Consider the following 22,074-nt stretch of genomic DNA (forward strand, 5'->3'; position numbering starts at 1 on the left):
CGAAACCTCTAGGGTGATCGACACACGGAGGTCGGTCGATCCTGGGGGGCTACATGTCGGGCCGTGCGTTGTTCTCACGTCTGCGGGGTGGTCGACGACACGTCACCGCATCGGCCGTCCTCACGGTGGGCGTTGTTCTCGCCACCGCACTCGGCGCCGCGCCCGCCACCGCTGCGACCCACTACTTCCCGGACATCTCGGATAAGTCGGTCCCACAGGCCGAGTGCGGTCCCGGATCGCTTCCCGAACGTGGCCTCCAGGGCGAGGTCACCGCCGAGGACCGCAACTCTGGTCGCAGCACCCGAGGCTACCGATGCAACCTGTCCGAACTCGGCGGGGTGCGTGGCGCCGGCGGCGGGATCGTCTCGGCCACCTATGACCATTGCAGCTACACCGGCAGCCTGTTCCCCGGCGACAACTTCATGAAGCAGCCGGGTGTGCAGGTCGTCGACGCGGCCGATCCCCGGCACCCGCGGGTCGTCGGCTCGCTCACCGATCCCGCGATGCGCGGCGGCACCTGGGAGACGTTGAAGGTCAACCGGAAGCGGAAACTCCTTGCGGCGACGGCAGTTCCGCTGCTATGGGGCGGTGGCCTCTTCGCCATTTACGACATCTCCGACTGCGCACATCCCCGACTCCTCAACGCCGGCGGACCGGGGATCGCCACACCGTTGCCGTTCACCTCCCACGAGGGTGGATTCTCGCCGGACGGCCGGACCTACTGGGCCTCCGGTCTGTCGCCCGGCCACCTGTCGGCGATCGACGTGTCGAACCCGGCTCGGCCCCGGGTGATCTGGCAAGGCCTGCACAGCTTGCTCGGGCACGGTTTCGGGATCTCCCCCGACGGGAACCGGATGTACCTCTCGAACATGGCGGGGATCACCGTGCTCGACATCAGCGCCGTACAGCGCCGCGCGCCATATCCACAGGTCCCCCATCTCGCCGCCTACCTGTGGCCCGACGGCCAACTCAATCAGCATTCCATCCCGGTCACCTACCGGTCGCGGCCCCACATCATCACCGCCGACGAGGGCGGGTCCGGTGGCGTCAAGATCTTCGACGTGAGCAAGGTCGACAGGCCGAGGTATGTCGCGCAGATCAAGCTCGAGATCAACCTGCCCGAGAACCTCGACCGCAACCTGCGGTCGTCGATGGGCGGGTCGCTGTTCAGCAGCAATCCGCACTACTGCGCCGTCGATCGGCCCACGAACCCCACCACGCTGGCGTGTGGATGGGAATCCTCCGGCATCCGTGTCTTCGACATCCGCGACTTCTCGAAGATCACGGAGATCGCCTACTTCAATCCGCCGGCCCGTAAGGGCGCCACCGTCGCCGATGCACCCAACTCGCCGCACGTGCTGGGGTCGATCATCGGCGTACCGGCTGTCGAATTCCTGAGTCTGGGCATGTCGATCGCGAACGGAAAGGTCGAACTCGGCGACATGATCGGTCCCCGCAGCGGCATGGTGGTCGGCGGCGACATGTCGACCGACTGGTGCCTCTCGCCGCCGGAGTTCCACGGCAACGAACTCTGGACGACCTGCGCCGACGGCGGTTTCTACGCGCTCGCCCTGAGCCCGAAGGTCTATACGCCGCCCGCCGACCAACTCTCGACGATCGGATGACCGCGACCATCCGCGCGGTCGCCGCCGGTGGCCTCGCGGTCCTGCTCGTCGCGATCGGGGCGGTGGCCGGCGTGGGGTGGCAGAGCACCCGCGACGACGACGATGCGTCGCGCCGCCCGAGCGTCACCGACGTCGGCTTCGCCCAGGACATGTCGGCCCATCACGACCAGGCGATCCTCATGTCCCAGAGCCTTTCTCCCGACGTCGCGCCCGAGATCCGCGGTCTGGCCGACCGGATCGTGGTGGCACAGACCGCCGAGACGTCGACGATGCGCGGGTGGCTGACATGGTTCGGATTGCCGGTCACATCGGACCACCCGATGTCGTGGATGGACCGGCCGCAGGGCCACCACCACACCGCGCCGTCAGGTGACGGCCCGCCGATGCCGGGGATGGCGAGTGTCGACGAGCTCGGCCGCCTCTCGGCCGCGCGTGGTCGCGCCGCAGAGATCCTCTTTTTGCAGCTGATGATCCGGCATCATCGCGGCGGCGTGGAGATGGCCACCGCAGCCCACAACGATCCCCGGAGCAGCTCGGCGACAAGGCAACTGGCTTTGACGATGATCAGCGACGAAGGCGACGAGATCGGCCGGATGACCTTGCTGCTGCGCGCCCGAGATGCGCTGCCGCTGCCCGCGTGAACAACGGCGGTCAGCATCGCCGAGTCAGCGCGCCGTCGATCCATTCGATGAGATCGCGGCGCACCTCGTCGCGGTTGATCTCGTTGAGGATCTCGTGTCGCGCACCGGGATACACCTTGACCGAGACGTCCGTCAGACCGCCCGCACGGTAGTGAGCGACGAGCAGGTCCACCAGGGCCAGTCCCCCGTTGACGGGATCGAGGTCACCGACCGCGATGAGGATCGGCAACGACGAAGCCATCCCACCCACCCGTTCCGGATCGGTGAGTGCCCTGGCACGCACGAACATGTCCTTGCCGGAGGCGGCGTCGAGCCCGAAACCACAGAGGGCATCGGCGACATAGGCATCCACGATCGCGTCGTCGCGAGTGAGCCAGTCGTAGTCGGTGCGGGACGGCTCGAAGGGAGCATTGAATCCCGACAGATCGATCTCGGCGTCGAGATCGAGAGCCGGCTCGAGACCGTCCAGCGCGGCGGTTCCACTCAACACCACGGCGTCGACGCGGTCACTGTGATCGAGGAGAAACTGCTGGGCGGCGAACGAACCCATGCTGTGGGCGATCAGCACCAGGGGTGATGCGGGGCACTCGGCGTGCACGACGTCGACGACGACACCGATGTCGGCGACGAGTCGCTGCCACCCGTCGGGGCCGAGGTCACCCGGTTCACGTCCGGACAACACCGACCCGCCATGACCGCGGTGATCATAGGCGTAGACGACAAAACCGGCATCGACGAGCGACGCGGCGGTCTCTGTGTAGCGCTGTGAGTGCTCGCCCATGCCGTGCACCAGCACGACTGCGGCGCGGACATCGCCCTCCGGCGTCCACCGTCGCCCGAGCAGCGGGGTCCCGTCGGCAGCGGTTGCCGTGAACGTTTCGGTCATTCGTAGCTCCTCTGCAAGGTCGCGGGCCGCTCATCGGCGGTATCGAGACTGACGCTAACCCACCGCCTCCTCCGGTGCGGGGTGCTTCACCGAACCACCGGTCCGCACCGTCCGCGGGGGCGCCGGGAACTCTCAGGTTGACCGAGTACCCTCTGCGCGGGGTCCCTTGGACATCTGGTGTCCTTGGTGACCGGAGTGAAGCGGGAGGCCGGGGCATCGTTACGCAGGATCAACAGACACAACCACCCGAGCCTCCGCAGAATCCGGACGAAACGGACAGTGTCGCAACACGATTCGCGACACCCGTAGAAGCAGCTCCCCAGAAGCCGCGCGACAAACACCTCTACCAGATCGATTTTGTCCGTTTGGTGACATTCGCCGCGGTCATCCTCGACCACGTCCTCCTCGGAATCGCGACGGGCACCGACGTCGGCGCCGGAGCCCTCGGACTTCTGCTGCGCTACACCAGGTACTCGTTCTTCGCGCTGACCGGCTTCGTCCTCACCTATCAATACCGCGACCGTGAACTGAAGCCGCTCACCTTCTGGCGGCGCCGGTACAAGCTGATCGGGTTGCCATTCGTGGTGTGGAGCCTCTTCTACTGGGTGTACGGCCACTATCGCGCAGGCGGCATGACCGGCCTGGGCGACCTGGTCGATTCGCCCGACTCCGTCGCGACGTCACTCAAGAGCATCGGCTATGACCTGGTCACCGGTAATGCGTGGTACCACTTGTACTTCTTGTCGGTGAGCATGCAGATATACGCGGTGTTCCCGCTCGTCCTCATCGTGCTGCGCAAGACGTGGGGATATCACCGCTATCTCCTACTCGTCAGCTTCGCGGCGCAGGCCACGTTGATGTACATGATGGTCCGGCCTCCCCTCGACTTCTTCACCCACGGACCGCAGCAAACCCTGTGGACGCATCTCGTCGCGACGATCCTGCCGTATCAGTTCTTCGTGTTCGCCGGATGTGTGGCGGCGATGCATTACCCGGCCTTCCAACGCTTCATGATCCGTTGGCGCCTACCGTTGATCGCGGGCGCGTTCGTCGTCATCGCGATCACCTTGCTCTACTACCTGCACGAGACGAACATCGGCGAGACCATCTTCCGGGCCACCAATGTGTTCATGCTGCACAACACATTCGCCTACATCGCGATCATCATCATCCTGTATTGCCTGGGGACGGTCTGGCAGGACCGCCGCACCAAGGGCTCCATACCCGACAACTTCATGCGGACCGCCGCCGACCGCTCGTTCGGCATCTATCTGGCACACGCGCTGGCGTTGAGCGAACTGATGCCCATCATCGCCGAGCATCGGGATCTTCCGACCTGGCCGCTGATCCTGGTCGCATACGTCGGCACGGTCGCCGTGACGATCTTCATCGTGGAGGTGCTGCGCCGCAGTCCGATCAGCCTGATCACCACCGGGCGCAGCACCATCGATTGGCGTACGCAGAATGCCGGACGATCGATCGCGGTGGCGACCGTCGCCATCGCCCTTGGTGTGCTGCTGAGGGTCGTGTTCACTGCGCTGGTCGGCGATCTCATCGTCGCGACCGGGGCTCTTCTGCTGGCCTCCGCCTGTCTGGTGTTCTGGCGTCAGCGCCGGGCCGCTACTGCAGCGCTCTGAGTATCAACCGCGCCTGCGCGGCCTTGCCCGCCGAGTTGGGATGGTAGAAGATCCCGCGTTCGAACCCGTACACCCACGGGTGCTGCGAACAGACAGCGTGCGCGGCACCGGCTTTCGAGGCAGTCACGAGGACGGCTCCGGTGGACCGCGCGGCGCGGGCGGTGGCCTGCGCCAGTCCGTCGAAGACGCGTTTGGTCTGCACGCGTTCGGCGTAGGTGAGCGGTAGGCCGGCACATGACGTCGCCGCGTCCCCGATCACCGGCGGATAGTCGACCAGGACGATCCGGGCCCGCGGTGCCCGCGCCCGTATCGCCTCGACGGTTCGGGCGATGGTTCGCTCCACCTCGCGGTAAGCGGCCGGAGCGGGCTCGGGTGAAGGGAGTCGTCCACCGCCGCAGACGCGTTCGGCCATCGCTGCCGCCGCGGGTTGGACGGCGTTGCCGCAGCTTTGGGCGGTCAGTCGGCCGATGTAGCGGAGGTCGTTTCCACCGGTCGTGATGGTCACCAGCGCGGTCTTCGGGGTGACCGCGGCGATCTGGGGCTCGCTGGTCTTGCCACGCTGCGCACGGTCGACTATGTCGAAGGTCGTGGCCCCGGAGCAGGTCACGTCGACCAGACGCAGCCCCCGCGCCTCGGCAACCCGGTGCGGGTAGTTGTCCGTCGACCGCATGCAGGGCGTGCGTGGTGTCGACGAGAGCTCAGGCCCGGCGGCGTAGGAACTGCCCAGTGCCACATACGTCTTGGGTGTGTGGCCGGATCCCGCGGCATTGGCCGTCACCGGCGGGCTGACCGTCTCGGTGATGGCGGTGCCGGGAACCACGACGGCGGCCACGGCGGCCACGGACGCGGCGATCGTCGCCGCGCGGGTCACGAGTTCACGCCTCATGACGGACAGTCTCACACAACGCCACACAGCCGGCGCACATACCCCGCCGAGTGCATCGAAGACGTTGTGCGCGTCCGTGGATCAGAAGATCTGCGGCAAATCGGTCGACACCCGATCGGTGAAGGTTGCGGGACGCTTCTCGAGGAACGACGTGACCCCCTCGGCGACGTCGGGCATGGTGCCGCGGTAGTAGATGGCCTTCGAATCGGCCTCGTGGGCGTCCCGGGGGCTCGGCGCACCGGCCATCCGCCACAACAACTGTCGGGTGAGCGCGACCGACACCGGCGCGGTGCCTGCCGTCATGTCCCTGGCCACCTCGATCGCGGTGGCCAGCACATCCTCCTTGGGCACCACCTGTTGCACCAGGCCACGCTCGTAGGCTTGCGCCACCGGCACCATCTTGGCGCCCATCGTCCACTGCAGTGCGGTGGGCAGGCCGACCAGTCGCGGCAGGAACCACGTGGAGCACGCCTCGGGGACCAGGCCTCGCTGGGCGAACACGAAACCGAACTTCGCATCCTCGGAAGCGATGCGGACGTCGGCGGCCAACGTCATCGTGACGCCGACACCCGCGGCCGCTCCGTTGATCGCCATGACGACCGGCTTCAGCGATTCGAAGATCCGCAGGGTCAGCTGCCCACCGGAATCGGCCGGGATCTCGCCGGGGGCAGGCGCCTCGAGTTCGAAGGTGGTGGCACCGCCACCGAGATCTGCACCGGCGCAGAAGGCGCGTCCGTTGCCCGTGATGACCACCGCCCGGATCGAGTCGTCGGCATCGCACCTGTCCAGGGCGGCCTTGATCTCCTCCCCCATCTGGTAGGTGAAGGCATTGAGCCGATCGGGTCGGTTGAGTCGGATCACCGCGATCTCGGCGTCACGCTCGATGGTGATCACGGCCTCCGGCTCGGCAGCGGACAAGCCGGACGAGGTTTGTTCTGAAGTCACGTCCGCGATACTAGCCCCGGCGAAAACAAAATCTGGCGAACGTGTCGATCTGGCGCATCCCCGTTCGACGCATGGGTAGAGGGCCCCGACCCGTGGCCCCAGACGAAAGGCAAGACGATGAAGTACATGCTGATCATGCGAGCAACCGAAGAAGCCGCGACTGCCTCTGCGGACGTCGACTTCACGGAGATCATCAATGCGATGGGCCGCTTCAACGAGGAGATGATCAACGCCGGTGTCCTCGCGGGCGGCGACGGCCTCAGCGACCCGTCCGAGGGTTTTGTCGTGGCCTTCTCCGACGACGACGAACCGCTTGTCACCGACGGCCCGTACGGCGAGATCCACGAACTGTTCAACGGATTCTGGATTCTGCAGGTGTCCAGTCGTGAAGAGGCCGTCGAGTGGGCCAAGAAGGCGCCCCTCGGGCGCGGATCCAAACTCGAGGTCCGGCGGGTGACCGACGAGACCGACTTCGCCGAGTTCGAGGACAACGAATACATCCAGAAGGAGAAGGGCTGGCGCGAGCAGCTCGCGGCAGAGTGATCGAGGGGGAGATCCGTCGGACCGTCGACGCGGTCTGGCGGATCGAGGGGACCCGCATCGTCGCGACACTCGCGCGCGTGGTCGGCGACGTCGGCCTCGCCGAGGACCTGGCACAGGAAGCGGTGGCCGAGGCCCTGGAACAGTGGCCGCGGTCAGGTGTCCCGCGCAATGCGGGCGCCTGGCTGACGGCTGTCGCCAAGCGGCGCGCCATCGACGGATGGAGGCGCGCGGAACGGCTCGACGAGCGCTACCAGGCCATCGCGCGCGACCTCGGCACCGTCACCGAAGAAGAATGGGAACCGGTCCGCGACGATGTCCTGAAGCTGGTGTTCACCGCATGCCACCCGGTTCTGAAACGCGACGCGCAGGTGGCGTTGACGTTGCGGGTCGTCGGCGGGCTCAGCACCGAGGAACTCGCCCGACTGTTCCTCACCTCGGTGCCCACGATGCAGCAACGGATCGTGCGCGCCAAGAAGACGCTGTCGGCGGCCCGGGTGCCGTACGAGGTGCCCGAGCCGGCAGAGTGGCGCGGACGTCTGTCCGGGGTGCTCGGCGTCATCTATCTCGTCTTCACCGAAGGGTATGCCGCGACCGCGGGTGAGACCTGGATGCGCCGCGACCTCGCGCAGGAAGCGGTGCGGCTCGGCCGGGTCCTCGCCGCTCTCCTGCCTCGAGAGCCCGAGGTCCATGGGCTGCTCGCGTTGATGGAGCTACAGGCCGCCCGATTCGCGGCCCGGGTGGGCACCGACGGGCGGCCCGTGTTGCTCGCCGCTCAGGACCGTCGTCGATGGGATCGCGGTCAGATCGATCGCGGGCTGACCGCACTCGAACGCGGGATGCGCTGGGGCGTGGACGCGGGCCCTACGCCCTGCAGGCAGCCATCGCCGCCTGCCACGCGTCGGCGCCGGACGTCGAGACAACCGATTGGCCGCAGATCGTCGTGTTGTACGAGGCACTGGAGCAACTGACCCGAAATCCTGTGGTCACGCTCAACAAGATCGTCGCGATCTCGATGGCATCGGGCCCAGGGGCGGCACTGGACTTGCTCGACGACGAACTCGACGGCACGGCACTGCGCGGGTCGCACCTGTTGCCGAGTGTCCGCGGGGAGTTGCTGACACGGCTCGGTCGGAGAGCCGAGGCGCGCGGCGAACTGGAACGCGCACGTGATCTGACTGCGAACGGCGATCAACGTCGTGTGCTGGAGGAGAAGATCGCGGCCCTGTGATGACTCGCGGCGCTTGCCCTTCGTGACGCATCGCTCGTACCTCGCGACGCTCCTCAGGGACCAGACATGTGTTCCCGCTGAGGAACGGAGTGTCACGAAGGGCCGACCACATCCCGCAAGCCGGACATGCAGCGGGCCGCCGCGACAGTGTCGCGACGGCCCGCTGTGTTCGGTTGTGAGAGCGGCTAGCTCGTTTCGCCCTTGCTGTCGCCGGCGCCGGTCAGTTCGGCCGGTGCGTCGGGAACCTCACGCGGCTTCTCCGAGCCGGTGAAGACGAACTTGGCGTCCTCGCCGTCATCTTCGCCGTCCCAGCCCTCGACGTCGACCAGGATGATCTGGCCTGCATGGATCTCGTTGAACAGGATCTTCTCCGAGAGCTGATCCTCGATCTCACGCTGGATGGTGCGGCGCAGCGGCCGGGCACCGAGCACCGGATCGAAACCGCGCTTGGCCAGCAGGCCCTTCGCCTTGTCGGTGAGCTCGATGGCCATGTCCTTGTTCTTCAGCTGGGTCTCGACGCGGGTGATCATCAGGTCGACCATCTCGATGATCTCCTGACGCGTGAGCTGGTGGAACACGATCACGTCGTCGATACGGTTGAGGAACTCCGGACGGAAGTGCTTCTTGAGCTCGTCGTTGACCTTGAGCTTCATCCGCTCGTAGTTCGACTGCGAGTCGTCACCACTGGTGAAGCCCAGCCCGACGGCCTTCGAGATGTCGCTCGTGCCGAGGTTCGAGGTGAAGATCAGCACGGTGTTCTTGAAGTCGACCGTGCGACCCTGACCGTCGGTGAGCCGACCGTCTTCGAGGACCTGCAACAGGGTGTTGTAGATCTCCGAGTGGGCCTTCTCGATCTCGTCGAACAGCACCACGGAGAACGGCTTGCGGCGCACCTTCTCGGTGAGCTGGCCGCCCTCTTCGTATCCGACGTACCCGGGAGGCGCACCGAACAGACGCGAGGCGGTGAACCGGTCGTGGAACTCACCCATGTCGATCTGGATCAGGGCGTCGTCCTCGCCGAACAGGAAGTTCGCCAGGGCCTTGGAGAGCTCGGTCTTACCGACACCGGACGGGCCGGCAAAGATGAACGAGCCCGACGGACGCTTCGGGTCCTTCAGACCGGCACGCGTACGACGGATGGCCTTGGACACCGCCTTGACGGCGTCTTCCTGACCGATGATCCGCTTGTGCAGCTCGTCCTCCATGCGGAGCAGACGGGTGGTCTCCTCCTCGGTGAGCTTGAACACCGGGATACCGGTCCAGTTGCCCAGCACCTCGGCGATCTGCTCGTCGTCGACCTCGGCCACGACGTCCATGTCACCGCTGCGCCATTGCTTCTCACGCTCGGCCCGCTCGGCGACCAGCTGCTTCTCCTTGTCGCGGAGATTGGCGGCCTTCTCGAAGTCCTGTGCGTCGATCGCCGATTCCTTCTCCTTGCGGGCGTCGGCGATACGCTCGTCGAACTCGCGGAGATCTGGCGGCGCGGTCATCCGGCGGATACGCATACGCGCGCCCGCCTCGTCGATGAGGTCGATCGCCTTGTCCGGCAGGAACCGGTCGTTGATGTAGCGATCGGCCAGCGTCGCAGCCGCGACCAGCGCACCGTCGGTGATGGAGACGCGGTGATGCGACTCGTAGCGGTCGCGCAGACCCTTGAGGATCTCGATGGTGTGCTCGACCGACGGCTCGCCGACCTGGACCGGCTGGAACCGGCGCTCGAGCGCCGCGTCCTTCTCGATGTACTTGCGGTACTCGTCGAGGGTGGTGGCGCCGATGGTCTGCAGCTCGCCGCGGGCGAGCTTCGGCTTGAGGATCGACGCGGCGTCGATCGCGCCCTCGGCGGCACCCGCACCGACCAGCGTGTGGAGCTCGTCGATGAACAGGATGATGTCGCCGCGGGTGTTGATCTCCTTGAGCACCTTCTTGAGGCGTTCCTCGAAGTCACCGCGGTACCGGCTGCCCGCCACCAGCGACCCGAGGTCGAGGGTGTAGAGCTGCTTGTCCTTCAGCGTCTCGGGCACCTGGCCGTTGACGATCGCCTGGGCGAGGCCCTCGACGACGGCGGTCTTGCCGACGCCGGGCTCGCCGATCAGCACCGGGTTGTTCTTGGTGCGTCGTGACAGCACCTGCATGACCCGCTCGATCTCTTTCTCGCGCCCGATGACCGGGTCGAGTTTGGCCTCGGCGGCCGCTGCCGTCAGGTTGCGGCCGAACTGGTCGAGGACCAGCGACGTCGACGGGGTGCCCGCCTCGCTGCTGCGTCCGCCGGTCCCGGCCTCCTGCGGCTCCTTGCCCTGGTAGCCCGAGAGCAGCTGGATGACCTGCTGGCGGACCCGGTTGAGGTCGGCGCCGAGCTTCACCAGCACCTGTGCGGCCACGCCCTCGCCCTCTCGGATGAGGCCGAGGAGGATGTGCTCCGTGCCGATGTAGTTATGGCCGAGTTGCAGCGCCTCGCGCAGCGAGAGCTCCAGGACCTTCTTGGCACGCGGCGTGAACGGGATGTGTCCCGACGGCGCCTGCTGGCCCTGGCCGATGATCTCCTCGACCTGGCTGCGAACACCCTCGAGCGAGATCCCGAGCGATTCGAGTGCCTTGGCGGCGACACCTTCACCCTCGTGGATGAGACCCAGGAGGATGTGCTCGGTGCCGATGTAGTTGTGGTTGAGCATCCGCGCTTCTTCTTGCGCCAGGACGACGACACGACGTGCGCGGTCGGTGAACCGTTCGAACATTGTTCTCCCTCGTTAGCTAGCGCCCCGGCCGTCGGTGACAACCACAGCGTCGACAACTGCAGCGGTGTCCGTATACATGACGACCAGCCTGCCTCCACTCTAGTGGTCGCTTGGAGTGCAGCTACCGTTAACGTCGGTCGGAAACGATATCCGTGATGGTCACGCCGGGGGTCTGCGCACTACAACCGTGCACGTAGGCGCTCTGTTCCATGGACGCTACGCCGAGAGCGAACGCACCCGATCGCCCTGCACAGAGCGCTCACGCGGGCCGTCGGGGCTCACGCAGGTCGTCGGGGCTCACGCGGGTCGTCGACGGCCCGCGTTCTCCGACCGGGCCCGCGCAACCGGGATCGACCCGCGCCAAGCGAGCCGATCCGTCGTCACACCCTGAACGAGTCGATGATCCGGTCCAACACGGCGAGCACCTCGGCCGTCGCGGCACTCTTGTCGTCGGCGGCGGCCACGTACAGGGCCGACTCGTCGAGCGCGCCGATCGCGACATGCGCAATCGGCCGGACGGGCTGGTCGTCGATCTGACCGAGGGCGATCGCCGCTCGCAGAATGCCCTCGATGAGCGCGAAGCCGAAGTCCTCACCGCGAGCTCGCCACTCGCTCCACCCCAGCACCGAAGGTGCGTCGACCAACGAGATCTGATGGACGGCCGGATCGGTGACCCGCTCCAAGAAGACCCGCACACCCGCCATCAGGGCCGAGAGCGGGTCGGTGAGCGCCAGCTCTCCCACGCGGTCGGCCACCTCGGCGGTGATGTCCTGCTCGACGTGGTCGTAGACCGCGGTGAACAGCCCCTTCTTGTCGTCGAACTGGTGATACAGCGCTCCGCGGGTCACCCCGGCGGCGTCGACGACGGTCTGGGTTCCAACGGCGGCGTAGCCGTGCCGACCGAACAGTTCGCGGCCCGCCCCGATGAGCGCGGCCCGGGTGGCCGCGGTTCGTTCGGCCTGCGTACGACGATTGACTTTCATACAGGGTGCACGTAACTTTCATACCAGGTGTTCGTAAGTTCACGATCAGCCTAACCGAGAGGCGACGAATCCATGATTACGACGACGACCACGACCATCGACCTCCCCTCGGGCACCATCGAGTACGTCGCCCACGGGCCCGAGGATTCCGCACATCCACCCGTCGTGTTCGTCCACGGCGTGGCTGTCGATCATCGACTGTGGAGCCCGGTCGCAGAGATTCTCGCCGAGTCCGGATACCGCTGCTACACACCGACCTTGCCGCTCGGATCACATCACATCCCATGGGGACCGGAAGTCGATCGCAGTCCCCGGGGCGCCGCGACACTCGTGCGCGAGTTCGTCGCCGAACTCGGACTCTCCCAGGCGACCCTGGTGGCCAACGACACCGGCGGCGCGATCACCCAGTTCGCGCTCGACGCCGACCCTGAATTCGTACGTGCACTCGTCTTCACCAATTGCGACGCCTTCGACCTGTTCCCACCACAACCGTTCCGCCTGCTGTTCGCGCTGTTGCGTCAGCGGATGCTGCTCAAGCCGTTGATCGAGTCGATGCGCTGGCGCGCACTACGCCATTCGCCGCTGGGCGTCGGGCTCCTCGTCACCGATCCCGACCCGGATCTGACCCGATCCGTGTTCGAGCCGCTGCGCACCGATGCCCGCATTCGCGACGATCTGATCGCGTTTCTCGGGCAGGTCGATCCGGCGGAGCTCGCCGCCGTCACCCCTCGGATGTCGCGGGTCGACCTGCCGGTCACCATGGTGTGGGGGTCGGACGATCGGTGCTTCACTCCCGAGCACGGTCGACGCTTTGCGGCCGTCTTCCCGAACGCACAATTCATCGCCGTCCCGGGCGCACGCACGTTCGTCTCGCTCGACGCACCGCGAGCGGTCGCCGACGCCGTCGCGGCCACGGCGGCAAGGATCTGATCGCGCGGGTCGGTTCGGGTGGCGCGGGCCGATTCGGGACACGCGGGTCGTCGACGGCCCGCGTGAACCGAGCCGAACCGCGCCGAACCACGTGAACGAGGCCGCCGAGAGATTCGTCCGAGAAAATTCGACGATCAGGCGTCGGGTTTCCCCCGTCACGAACGACGATGAAGGTGTGAGCGGCGAACATGATGGTCCGCCCCCGGGCGGGTCCGACGAACCACCCCCGGGTGGGGCGCCGGCACTGCTGGCGGTGTACGACGATGCACTGCCGGCCGTGTACGGCTACCTGCTGCGACGGTGTGCGGACCGCCGGGTGGCCGAGGATCTGACCTCGGAGACCTTCCTGGCGGCGATGGACACCGTGCGCCGCGACGACGAGGCCCGTCCCACCACCCCGTGGCTGATCGGGGTGGCCCGACACAAGCTCGCCGACCATTGGCGCGCCATGCAGCGGACACCGGAACCCGTCGAGGAGCTGCCGGAACCGGTCGACGACCACTGGGAAGTGCACCTCGATCGGATGCTCGCGCACTACACGCTCGCCCGGTTGTCGCCCACCCACCGGGCGGTCCTGACCCTGCGTTACGTCGACGATCTGCCGGTCGGCGAGTGCGCCGCGCACCTCGACCGGACCGTCGGCGCCACCGAGGCGCTGCTCACCCGGGCCAAGCGGGCCTTCCGCGCGGCCTATCCGGAAACCGAATCCCACACCGGGCAACCGGGAAAGGCCGGGAGAGGAGGTCACGCATGAGCGAGCACAACAGCACGGAGCACCGCGGCCGCGCCGCGCCGTCCGATCCGTTCGTCGCGCTGCGGGCCGCCGACAACCCGGGCTGGTCCGACCCGATCGACCCCGACGAGTCGTTCGCCCGCACCTTGCGGGACCGACTCGAACGCGGGCCACCCTTCCGACAGGAGTTGTCATGAGCACCCCGACCATCGAAACGCGTACGCCTGCGTCGTCGAACACGTCCACCGTCGAACGCCCGGGCGCACTGCCCTACCTGACCGTCGCCGACGCGCGGGCCGCCCTCGACTGGTACACCACCCATCTCGGAGCCCGCCTTCGTGGTGAGCCGATCGTCATGGACGACGGACGTATCGGTCACGCAGAACTCGAGATCGGCGACGGCGTCATCTATCTCGCCGACGAGTTCGAGGACATCGGCCTCACCGGTCCGCAGGCCGGTCGGGTGTCGGTCAGTCTGATGCTGCCGGTCGACGATGCCGACGTCGCGGTGGCCACCGCCCAACGCGGCGGCGCCGCGGTGACCCGAGAGCCGTACGAGGGCTACGGCACCCGAAGTGGAACCATCGTGGACCCATTCGGTCACCGGTGGATGCTGACCGGGCCGTCGAAGTCGGACGCGGGGGTCGTCGACCACATCCACACCGGTGACATCGTCTACATGTCGCTGCAGACCCCCGACGTCGACCGTGCTGCACAGTTCTACGGCACGGTGCTCGGCTGGGAGTTCGACCACGAGACCCGACAGGTCACCAATCTCGGTCACCGCCTGGGCATCTCGGCAGCAGGCGATTACGGAACCAACACCCTCTACTGCGTCTATGCGGTCGACGATTTCGACGCCGCGCGCGATGCGATCGTCGCCGCGGGCGGCCGGGCGAACGAGGTCACGGAGGTCGCACGCGACGGCACCCGAGTCATCGACGCCATCGACGATGCGGGGGTCGCCTTCTCGGTCCATGTCGCCGCGCGCGCCGAGCGACGGCCCGAGCAGCATCCCCGCGGGGTCGGCGAGATGTCGTATCTGACCGTGCACACCGCGGACAGTTCGCGCTTCCGTACGTTCTACGGCGCGGTCCTCGGCTGGACGTTCCACGGCGGCCGGATCGACGACGGCTGGGAGGTCGACGACGTGCGACCGCAGATCGGCGTGGCCGGCGGTTCCGACAAGTCGAGCGCCGTACCGATGTGGAATGTCTCGGACATGGACGCCGCAGTCGAACGTGTCCGCGACGCGGGCGGTCGGGTGATCACCGAACCCGCCGGTCAGGCCTACGGGATCATGGCCTTGTGCGCCGACGATCAGGGTGCCGAGTTCTATCTCGGCCAACTGTTCTGATCTCGAGCCGATGGCGTCAGGCACGCGTCTGCACCAACCCGGCGACGAGCACCGCGAACCCGCCGACCGCCGCGAGCGCCCGAATGATGTTCCACCGCACCCACGGTCGCACGAACTCTGCCCAGACCGTGGGTGCGTCGGTCACGTGTACCGCCCCTGCGCTGTCGAGCCGATCGTTGAGGGGGACGTTGATCCCCATCGTGATGAGCAGGGCGACGAGATAGAGACCGACCGCGACGATCAACCACCATCGCAGCGCGTCCTGCCACCACATCGCGATGCCCAGTGCCCCGAACACCAGGCCGCCGAAGAAGATCACGCCGAACACGGGGTTGAGGATCGCGACGTTGATGCGTTGCATCGCGACCACGGCGACCTGAGCACCGGCGCGGTTCAGGCCGGGCATCACCGCGTAAGCGAACGCAGCCAGCAAGCCGGCACTGCAACCCATGGCGGTCACCGTCAGGACCAGAATGCCATCGCGGAGCTGACTCATCACGCCACCGCCTGACCGAAGACCGCGTTCGCGTAGGTGCCGAAATCGGTCGGCGGACGCCCGAGGATGCGGGCGACGTCACCGGATACCCGGGCGTTGCGGCCGTCGAACAAGGTGCCGAACAGCGAGGACAACAGATCGACCTCCGCCCGCGGGACCCCGAATCCGGCGAGCAGCTCGCGATATTCCTGTGCACCGACAGCGGTGAACGCCACCTGCTGTCCACGCGCGGCACCGATCTCGGCGACCGCCCCGGCAAATGTCAGCAGGCGCGGCCCGGTCAACTCGTATGTCTGGCCGGCATGGGGATTGACACCCTGTCGCGTCTCGTCGAGGAGAGCCGCCACCGCCACCTCGGCGATGTCACGGGTGTCCACGAAGGGTTCACCCACCTCGCCGACCGGCAAAGTCAGTGAGCCCTCGGCGATTTCCGGCGCGAAGCCACCTTCCGAGAAGTTCTGATCGAACCACGCGCACGACAGGACCGTCGAATCCGCGCGGCCCGCGTGCACGATGCGTCCCGCCTCGTGCGCCTCCGGCTCACCACGGCCGGCGAGCAGCACCGTCCGCGCGACCCCGGCCAGATCCGCGAGACGGACCAGTTCGGCGATGTCGTCGGTGGCCTCCGGCACGATGAGGTCCGGCTGATACGAGATGTAGACGGCGCCGGCGCCGGCGAGGGCCGGGGCCCACGTGGCGCGTTCGGTCCAATCGAATCGCGTCGCGCTGGACCGACTGGCTCGGCGTACGGGTCGGCCGCGCCTCTCGAGCAGGTCGGCAACGAGACGTCCGGTTTTCCCGGCCGCCCCGATGACGAGGACGGGTGCAGGTTCTGGGTGTGTTGCGTTCTGGTTCATGCATTCAGTTCATCGCGTCCCGGCGAGACGATCCATAGTTGATTGGCTCTGAAACATACGCAATCGTCTCGGACCGCCCTATACTCGACAACATGGATGCACTCGGCAGTCTGCTCAACGGTCCCCGCGCACAGAGCCCGATGATGCTGCGGATGGCGATGAGTGCCCCATGGGCGGTGCGTATCGAGGACACCGCCCCACTGACCGTCGTCGCCGTCACCCGCGGGACCTCGACACTCACCTACGACGACGGAACGCGACATCCGGTCACGGCCGGCGACGTCGCGCTCATCCGGGGCACGCATCCGTACACGATGGCCGACGACCCCGCCCACCCATGGGTCGCCCGGATCGACGCGAACGGTGACTGTTTCGATCCCACCGGGACGCACAGCGTGGCGCAGGACATGTGCTTCGGCGTCCGTTCGTGGGGCAACTGTTCCGACGATTCTGCGGCCGATGCGATCATGCTCGTCGGCACCTACTCGATCGGGGAGGTCAGCCAGCGACTACTGGACGCCCTCGGCCGGTTCACGACGGTGCCCATGCTCGGCCACCCGCTGGTCTCCCTGATGGAGGCCGAGATCGTCCGCGATGCCCCCGCACAGGAAGCCGTACTGAACCGGCTCCTCGACCTGGTGCTGATCACCGGCCTGCGCCAATCGATGGACTCCGGACACGCTCGTGCGGCCCAGTGGTACCGCGCGCACACCGATCCGGTGGTGGGTCACGCACTTCGGTTGCTCCACAACAACATCGATCATCAGTGGACGGTGGCCGCGCTGGCCTCGGCAACCGGGGTGTCGCGTGCGGCGATGGCCCGGCGGTTCACCGACCTCGTCGGCGAACCGCCGATGACCTATCTCACCGAATGGCGGCTGTCGCTGGCTGCGGATCTGTTGGCAGATCCCACCCGATCGCTGAGTTCGATAGCCCGCCAGATCGGCTACGGCAGTCCCTTCGCATTCAGCGCCGCATTCAAGCGCAGGCGCGGAATGAGCCCGGCCTCCTTTCGTGCGCAGATGGCCGATGACCACGAGGTCACGGCCGCGGCGGGCCTCATGGTTCACTGATGGCCATGTCCATCCGATCGTCGTTCGCCGCTACCGCGCGCCGTCTCCCCTTCGGCATCGGCACGGTGACGATGCTCCTGGTGGGAGTCATGGTCGCCTCGGTCGGCGTGGTCCTGGCGATGGGGACGCCGATGGAGAGTTCGACGGAATACCGCGACGGACACCTGCGCGACTACGCTGCGGAACCCGATGTCGCGTGGACGCAGTCGAGTGACACCTTGCCCGGCTACCGTGCCGACGCAGGCATCGAGGTGGTCGACACGTGGCGTGACGAATGGCTTCTCGCGTATCCGTCCGGGCTCGGGCGGGCTTTCGTCCTGGTGAACGCGCGGTCCGGTTCACCGTTGTGGAATGAGCCGGTGGTGACCGGGCTCGGCGGCTGTGGGCTCAACGATCTCGGCCAGGTCGGTTGCGCGATCAAGCTCGGCCGGGTACCCGACGGCTTCTACCTGATCGATGACAGCGGCGCGCCCACCTCGAGAACCGACCTCGACGACACCGAGCACGTCGTCGGCGTCGGAACAGACTATCTCCGTATCGATCAGGCCGGTTACCGCGTGACCATGCGCGATCCGGTCGGCCATGAGATCTGGTCGCGCACCTTCGCCGCGTCGGCGCAGGCTCGTACCCTCTCCGACGGCGTGCTGATCATCAGCACCGCGGACGGCGGACGGTTCGTCCTCGATCCGACCACCGGCGCCGACCGCCTGTCGTGCAGCCAGTGCGACGTCACATCGTTCGACACGGGCATCACGGTGCAGTACAACGAGTTCGGACACGAGCGCGTGGAGACATATGCGGTGACCGGTGGCAACGTCGCGACCCCGCCGGTCTCGGTGTCCGAGAGTCTCCGGGTACTCGGCGGCCCCTCGTCGCTGCCGGTCCTGACCGGTACCGGGGACGGGCAGGTCCAGGCCACCCAGGGCCGCTACGAGATCCGCGATCCGGCGCGCAAGGACGCCCTGTGGCAGATCACCGATCCCGAGTTGTCGAAGGCGAACACCAAACCGTGCGGCACCGAGGTCGCGCTCGCGCTCAAGGATCGGAGCCGCGTCTTCTACACCCTCGCCGACGGCAAGCGGGTCGGCCGGATGGACGCACCCGCGTTCGACAAGCCCGAGACCAACATCGACAACCTCTCCTGTGTCGGGTCTTCGGGAACCACCCTGATCTTCGCCGACCCGGACCAGATCACGGCCGTGGACACCACGACGGGAGGGATCGCGTGGACGAGGTCCGTGATCGGCACCACCGAGGCGGTCGACGGCCACATCGTCCTTCACGAGGGCACCTCGATCACGGTGCTGCGTCCCCACTGAATGCGATCGCGACTCCTGTGCGTGGCGTCACACCCGTAGAGCCTTCGAACCTCTGAACAGGGCCACCTCGAGCGCTTTCAGGAACATCTCAGATTTGGTAACGGCAAGATAACGGCGCGCGTACGAATTGGTGTACGGTCGGCGACGGTCGATGGTCGCTGATGGGGGGACCACACCGGGTAAGCAGTCCACCGATGTGTTGTTCGCGAGGTTGATTAGTCTTGGGGAAGCATTCCGCATCCGGTCTCGGTGCGTCGTCGTTCACGATGCCTTCTCGTCCGTCCGTCGAGCACGAACCCGCCATGCACGACGCCCCGACCGTGCCGATCGTGCCGGTCATGCCGCCCCCGTCGCGTACACCCACCAGCCATGCTCGCCGGGAGGTCTGGAAGGTCCGCGCCCCGTTCCTCGCGGCCGCGATCGTCCCCATCGGCGTCATCGCCGCAAGCGCCACCGGGGTGGGCCACTCCACCACCCCCAAGGCGACCGCATTGTCCACCGAGGTCACCACCCAGCCGATCACCGGTGATCCAGAGGCCACGGTCCAACGAGTGGCCGCGACGTTCCGGACGCCCGATCCGCTCCCACCGCCCATACCGCCCCCTCCTCCCGCGGTGGTGGCCGACGGTCAGGTGCCGGCCACGAACTACGACGCGTACCGCAGAGCGGCCGACATCATGGCCAAGACCAACCCCGCCTGCGGGATCCCCTGGTCGGTCATCGCGGGCATCGGCAAAGTCGAGTCACACCACGCCAACAACGGCGACGTCGACCCCACCACGGGCGAGCTGCGCACGCCGATCTACGGTCCGACGCTCGACGGGACCCTGGCCGCGAACGAGGTCATCTCCGACACCGACGGAGGGCGCCTCGACGGCGACTCCACCTACGACCGCGCCGTCGGTCCGATGCAGTTCCTGCCGTCCACGTGGGAGCACTACGGTGCCGATGGCAACGGCGACGGCCAGAGCGACCCGCAGAACATCTACGACGCCGCGCTCACCACCGCCCGCTACCTCTGCGACGGCCACCAAGATCTGCGCAGCACCTCCGAACAGGTGTCCGCGATCCTCAAGTACAACAACTCGATGGCCTACGTCGACGATGTGCTGGGCTTCGCCCGCAGCTACTGACCGCTCAGGAAGGCCTGTAGCGCAGCCGAATACATCGGCACGTCGTCGGCACCCATGAGTTCACGCGCGCTGTGCATGGCCAGCTGCGGCGCTCCGACGTCGATGGTGGTCAGCCCGGTGCGCGCGGCGGTGATGGGGCCGATCGTCGACCCGCACGGGAGGTCGGCCCGGTGGGTGTAGCGCTGCATCGGCACTCCCGCCGAATCGCACGCGATCGCGAACACCGCCTCGCCCACCGCATCCGAGGCGTACCGCAGATTCTGGTTGACCTTGAGCACCGGACCCCCGTTGACCGAGATCCGGTGTGACGGCTCGTGCCGGTCCGGGTAGTTGGGGTGGGTGGCATGGGCCATGTCACCGGAGACGCAGACACTCGCCGCCATCGCTTGCAGGTAATCGCTTCGGGAACCGCCGCGCGCCAACGTGATCCGCTCGCAGATCGTCGCCAGGAAGTCGGAAGCGGCACCGCGCTCGGAGCCACTGCCGACCTCCTCGTGGTCGAACAGTGCCACCATCCGGGTCTCGGTGGAGGACTCCGAGTCGAGCAGCGCACGCAATCCGGCATAACACGTGCCCTGGTTGTCGAGGCGCGGAGCACTGAGCAGCTCGTCGCGCGGGCCGATGAGCCGGGACGGCGTGACGTCGTGGGTCATCAACTCCCAGCCGAGCACCGACGACGGCTCGAGGCCCGCGTACGAGGCGACCCATTGCAGAACGTCGGGCACCTCCGCACTCACCGACCAGATCCCGTCCACATGCCGCTGCGGGTCGAGTGTGACCCCCTTGCGATCCTCGGATAGGTGGATCGCCAACTGCGGCACCCTGATCACGGGTTCGGTCACGTGCACCAGCACATGCTCGACGGCGGATCCGATGCGGTGCGCGAGCCGCCCCGACAACCCCAGGTCACGGTCCAGCCAGGAGTTCAGCCAGGCCCCGCCGTACGGCTCGAGCGGCACCATCCCGAGCCCGGCCGATTTCCGGTCCGGTCGCTGTTTGATGCGCAGATTCGGGCTGTCGGTGTGCCCGCCGACGATACGAAATGCATTGCCGTCGCCGCCGTCCCACGCGATGATGGAACCGCCACGGATCACGTAGTTCCGGCCCGACGGGGCCGCCCACGGCTCGTGCTCGTGCAGTCGTGTGTACCCCGCGGCCTCCAATTCGGCTGCGACGGTGGCACACACATGGAACGGCGACGGCGAGGCGTCGATGAAGTCGCCGAGGCCCTCGGCGGTGGCAGTGGTCGTGATCAACGGGCACCTCCTACAGATGCTGATGTCAGCGGCAGCCTGCGCCCACCGACCCGCGCTCGCAGACGCGGTGAGACGAGGCACGACCAGAGCGTGACGAGACCGATGCCCGTCACGACCAGGGAGGTCATCAGGCGGCGGCGAGCACGGAATCGATCACCGAGTAGAAGAGCCCGAGGCCGTCGTCGCTGGGTCCGGTCAGCGCTTCGGTCGCATGTTCGGGGTGCGGCATGAGGCCCACGATGCGGCCGTCGGCGCTGGAGATCCCCGCGATGTCGAGCGCGGAGCCGTTGGGGTTGCCGCCCGAGTAGCTGAACACGATACGGCCCTCACCCTCGAGTTCCTCGAGCTTGCTCTGCGGTGCGACGAAGCGGCCTTCACCCGACTTGAGGGGAATCAGGATCTCCGCGCCCCGCTCGAAGCGGCTGGTCCACGTCGTGGTGTTCGACTCGACCTTCAGCCATTCGTCGCGACAGATGAAATGCAGGCCCTCGTTGCGGGTGAGTGCTCCGGGCAGCAGACCCGCCTCGCAGAGCACCTGGAAACCGTTGCAGATCCCGAGGACCGGCATCCCCTTGGTGGCCGCCTCCACCACGGATCCCATCACCGGCGCAAAACGGGCGATGGCGCCGGCACGCAGGTAGTCACCGTAGGAGAAGCCGCCGGGCACGATCACCGCGTCGACATTCTGCAGATCGGCGTCGCCATGCCACAGCTCCACCGGCTCGGCACCGGCCAGCCGTGCCGCACGCACCGCGTCGACATCGTCGAGCGTCCCGGGAAAGGTGATGACCCCGATTCGAGCAGTCATGAGTCG

Annotated in this window: 18 protein-coding genes and 2 pseudogenes; 11 read left to right on the plus strand and 9 right to left on the minus strand. The window is 67.0% G+C overall.

Annotated features, from left to right (window positions below; genetic code table 11):
• Positions 1-53 precede the first annotated feature (53 nt).
• Entirely contained in the window at positions 54-1,625 is a 1,572-nt protein-coding gene (locus tag GTV32_RS11870; RefSeq protein WP_202421759.1) for a hypothetical protein, read from the plus strand.
• Positions 1,622-2,266 (plus strand): DUF305 domain-containing protein, encoded by a 645-nt coding sequence (locus GTV32_RS11875; RefSeq protein WP_161060490.1) that lies wholly within the window; start codon positions 1,622-1,624, stop codon positions 2,264-2,266. The genes GTV32_RS11870 and GTV32_RS11875 overlap by 4 nt, the downstream gene beginning before the upstream one ends.
• Before the next feature lie 10 nt (positions 2,267-2,276).
• Here the strand turns inward: GTV32_RS11875 and GTV32_RS11880 are convergent, their stop codons facing one another.
• Positions 2,277-3,152: an alpha/beta hydrolase gene (locus GTV32_RS11880; protein ID WP_161060491.1), complete on the minus strand. Its 876-nt coding sequence runs from the start codon at positions 3,150-3,152 to the stop codon at positions 2,277-2,279.
• Positions 3,153-3,226: 74 nt separating this feature from the next.
• On the opposite strand from GTV32_RS11880, the gene GTV32_RS11885 reads away from it, so the two are divergent.
• Positions 3,227-4,789: an acyltransferase gene (locus tag GTV32_RS11885; protein ID WP_343287305.1), complete on the plus strand. Its 1,563-nt coding sequence runs from the start codon at positions 3,227-3,229 to the stop codon at positions 4,787-4,789.
• On the opposite strand, the gene GTV32_RS11890 is transcribed toward GTV32_RS11885, so the two are convergent.
• Positions 4,773-5,675, minus strand: coding sequence for an SGNH/GDSL hydrolase family protein (locus GTV32_RS11890; RefSeq protein ID WP_161060492.1), 903 nt, complete (start codon positions 5,673-5,675; stop codon positions 4,773-4,775). The genes GTV32_RS11885 and GTV32_RS11890 overlap by 17 nt on opposite strands.
• An 81-nt stretch (positions 5,676-5,756) precedes the next feature.
• Positions 5,757-6,620: an enoyl-CoA hydratase-related protein gene (locus GTV32_RS11895; protein WP_161060493.1), complete on the minus strand. Its 864-nt coding sequence runs from the start codon at positions 6,618-6,620 to the stop codon at positions 5,757-5,759.
• A gap of 117 nt (positions 6,621-6,737) precedes the next feature.
• Here GTV32_RS11895 and GTV32_RS11900 point away from each other — a divergent pair, with 117 nt between their 5' ends.
• Positions 6,738-7,163: a YciI family protein gene (locus tag GTV32_RS11900; RefSeq protein WP_161060494.1), complete on the plus strand. Its 426-nt coding sequence runs from the start codon at positions 6,738-6,740 to the stop codon at positions 7,161-7,163.
• Positions 7,160-8,391: pseudogene (locus GTV32_RS11905) on the plus strand (DUF6596 domain-containing protein). Before GTV32_RS11900 ends, GTV32_RS11905 begins: the two are co-directional and overlap by 4 nt.
• 185 nt (positions 8,392-8,576) lie before the next feature.
• On the opposite strand, the gene GTV32_RS11910 reads toward GTV32_RS11905, so the two are convergent.
• Positions 8,577-11,123 (minus strand): ATP-dependent Clp protease ATP-binding subunit, encoded by a 2,547-nt coding sequence (locus tag GTV32_RS11910; RefSeq protein WP_161060495.1) that lies wholly within the window; start codon positions 11,121-11,123, stop codon positions 8,577-8,579.
• 380 nt (positions 11,124-11,503) lie between these two features.
• A complete protein-coding gene (locus GTV32_RS11915) occupies positions 11,504-12,106 on the minus strand; it encodes a TetR/AcrR family transcriptional regulator (protein ID WP_161060496.1) in 603 nt (200 codons plus the stop codon).
• Between the two features lie 72 nt (positions 12,107-12,178).
• On the opposite strand from GTV32_RS11915, the gene GTV32_RS11920 reads away from it, so the two are divergent.
• The 3 genes and pseudogenes from GTV32_RS11920 (at position 12,179) to GTV32_RS11930 (ending at position 15,126) form a co-directional block, all read left to right on the plus strand.
• The gene (locus GTV32_RS11920; RefSeq protein ID WP_161060497.1) at positions 12,179-13,036 is read left to right on the plus strand and encodes an alpha/beta fold hydrolase; all 858 of its coding nucleotides are present in this window, start codon (positions 12,179-12,181) and stop codon (positions 13,034-13,036) included.
• Between the two features lie 244 nt (positions 13,037-13,280).
• Positions 13,281-13,790: a sigma-70 family RNA polymerase sigma factor gene (locus GTV32_RS11925; protein WP_161062484.1), complete on the plus strand. Its 510-nt coding sequence runs from the start codon at positions 13,281-13,283 to the stop codon at positions 13,788-13,790.
• A pseudogene (locus tag GTV32_RS11930) lies at positions 13,787-15,126 on the plus strand (VOC family protein). The gene GTV32_RS11925 and the pseudogene GTV32_RS11930 overlap by 4 nt, the downstream one beginning before the upstream one ends.
• 16 nt (positions 15,127-15,142) lie before the next feature.
• Here the strand turns inward: GTV32_RS11930 and GTV32_RS11935 are convergent.
• A complete protein-coding gene (locus GTV32_RS11935; RefSeq protein WP_161060498.1) occupies positions 15,143-15,622 on the minus strand; it encodes an anthrone oxygenase family protein in 480 nt (159 codons plus the stop codon).
• Positions 15,622-16,479, minus strand: a complete 858-nt coding sequence (locus tag GTV32_RS11940) for an NmrA family transcriptional regulator (protein ID WP_161060499.1) — start codon at positions 16,477-16,479, stop codon at positions 15,622-15,624. The genes GTV32_RS11935 and GTV32_RS11940 overlap by 1 nt, the downstream gene beginning before the upstream one ends.
• 92 nt (positions 16,480-16,571) lie before the next feature.
• Here GTV32_RS11940 and GTV32_RS11945 point away from each other — a divergent pair, with 92 nt between their 5' ends.
• The 3 genes from GTV32_RS11945 (at position 16,572) to GTV32_RS11955 (ending at position 20,004) form a co-directional block, all read left to right on the plus strand.
• Positions 16,572-17,552, plus strand: a complete 981-nt coding sequence (locus tag GTV32_RS11945; protein ID WP_161060500.1) for an AraC family transcriptional regulator — start codon at positions 16,572-16,574, stop codon at positions 17,550-17,552.
• 5 nt (positions 17,553-17,557) lie between these two features.
• A complete protein-coding gene (locus tag GTV32_RS11950; RefSeq protein ID WP_161060501.1) occupies positions 17,558-18,871 on the plus strand; it encodes a hypothetical protein in 1,314 nt (437 codons plus the stop codon).
• Positions 18,872-19,092: 221 nt separating this feature from the next.
• Positions 19,093-20,004, plus strand: coding sequence for a lytic murein transglycosylase (locus tag GTV32_RS11955; RefSeq protein ID WP_237421529.1), 912 nt, complete (start codon positions 19,093-19,095; stop codon positions 20,002-20,004).
• Here GTV32_RS11955 and GTV32_RS11960 read toward each other — a convergent pair.
• Both GTV32_RS11960 and purQ read right to left on the minus strand, forming a co-directional pair.
• Complete coding sequence (locus GTV32_RS11960; RefSeq protein ID WP_202421761.1) at positions 19,998-21,260, minus strand: M18 family aminopeptidase; 1,263 nt, start codon at positions 21,258-21,260, stop codon at positions 19,998-20,000. The genes GTV32_RS11955 and GTV32_RS11960 overlap by 7 nt on opposite strands.
• A gap of 127 nt (positions 21,261-21,387) precedes the next feature.
• The gene (gene purQ, locus GTV32_RS11965; RefSeq protein ID WP_161060502.1) at positions 21,388-22,068 is read right to left on the minus strand and encodes a phosphoribosylformylglycinamidine synthase subunit PurQ; all 681 of its coding nucleotides are present in this window, start codon (positions 22,066-22,068) and stop codon (positions 21,388-21,390) included.
• Positions 22,069-22,074: the final 6 nt, after the last annotated feature.

Origin of the sequence: Gordonia sp. SID5947 (assembly GCF_009862785.1) — a bacterium.
Classification (GTDB): domain Bacteria; phylum Actinomycetota; class Actinomycetes; order Mycobacteriales; family Mycobacteriaceae; genus Gordonia.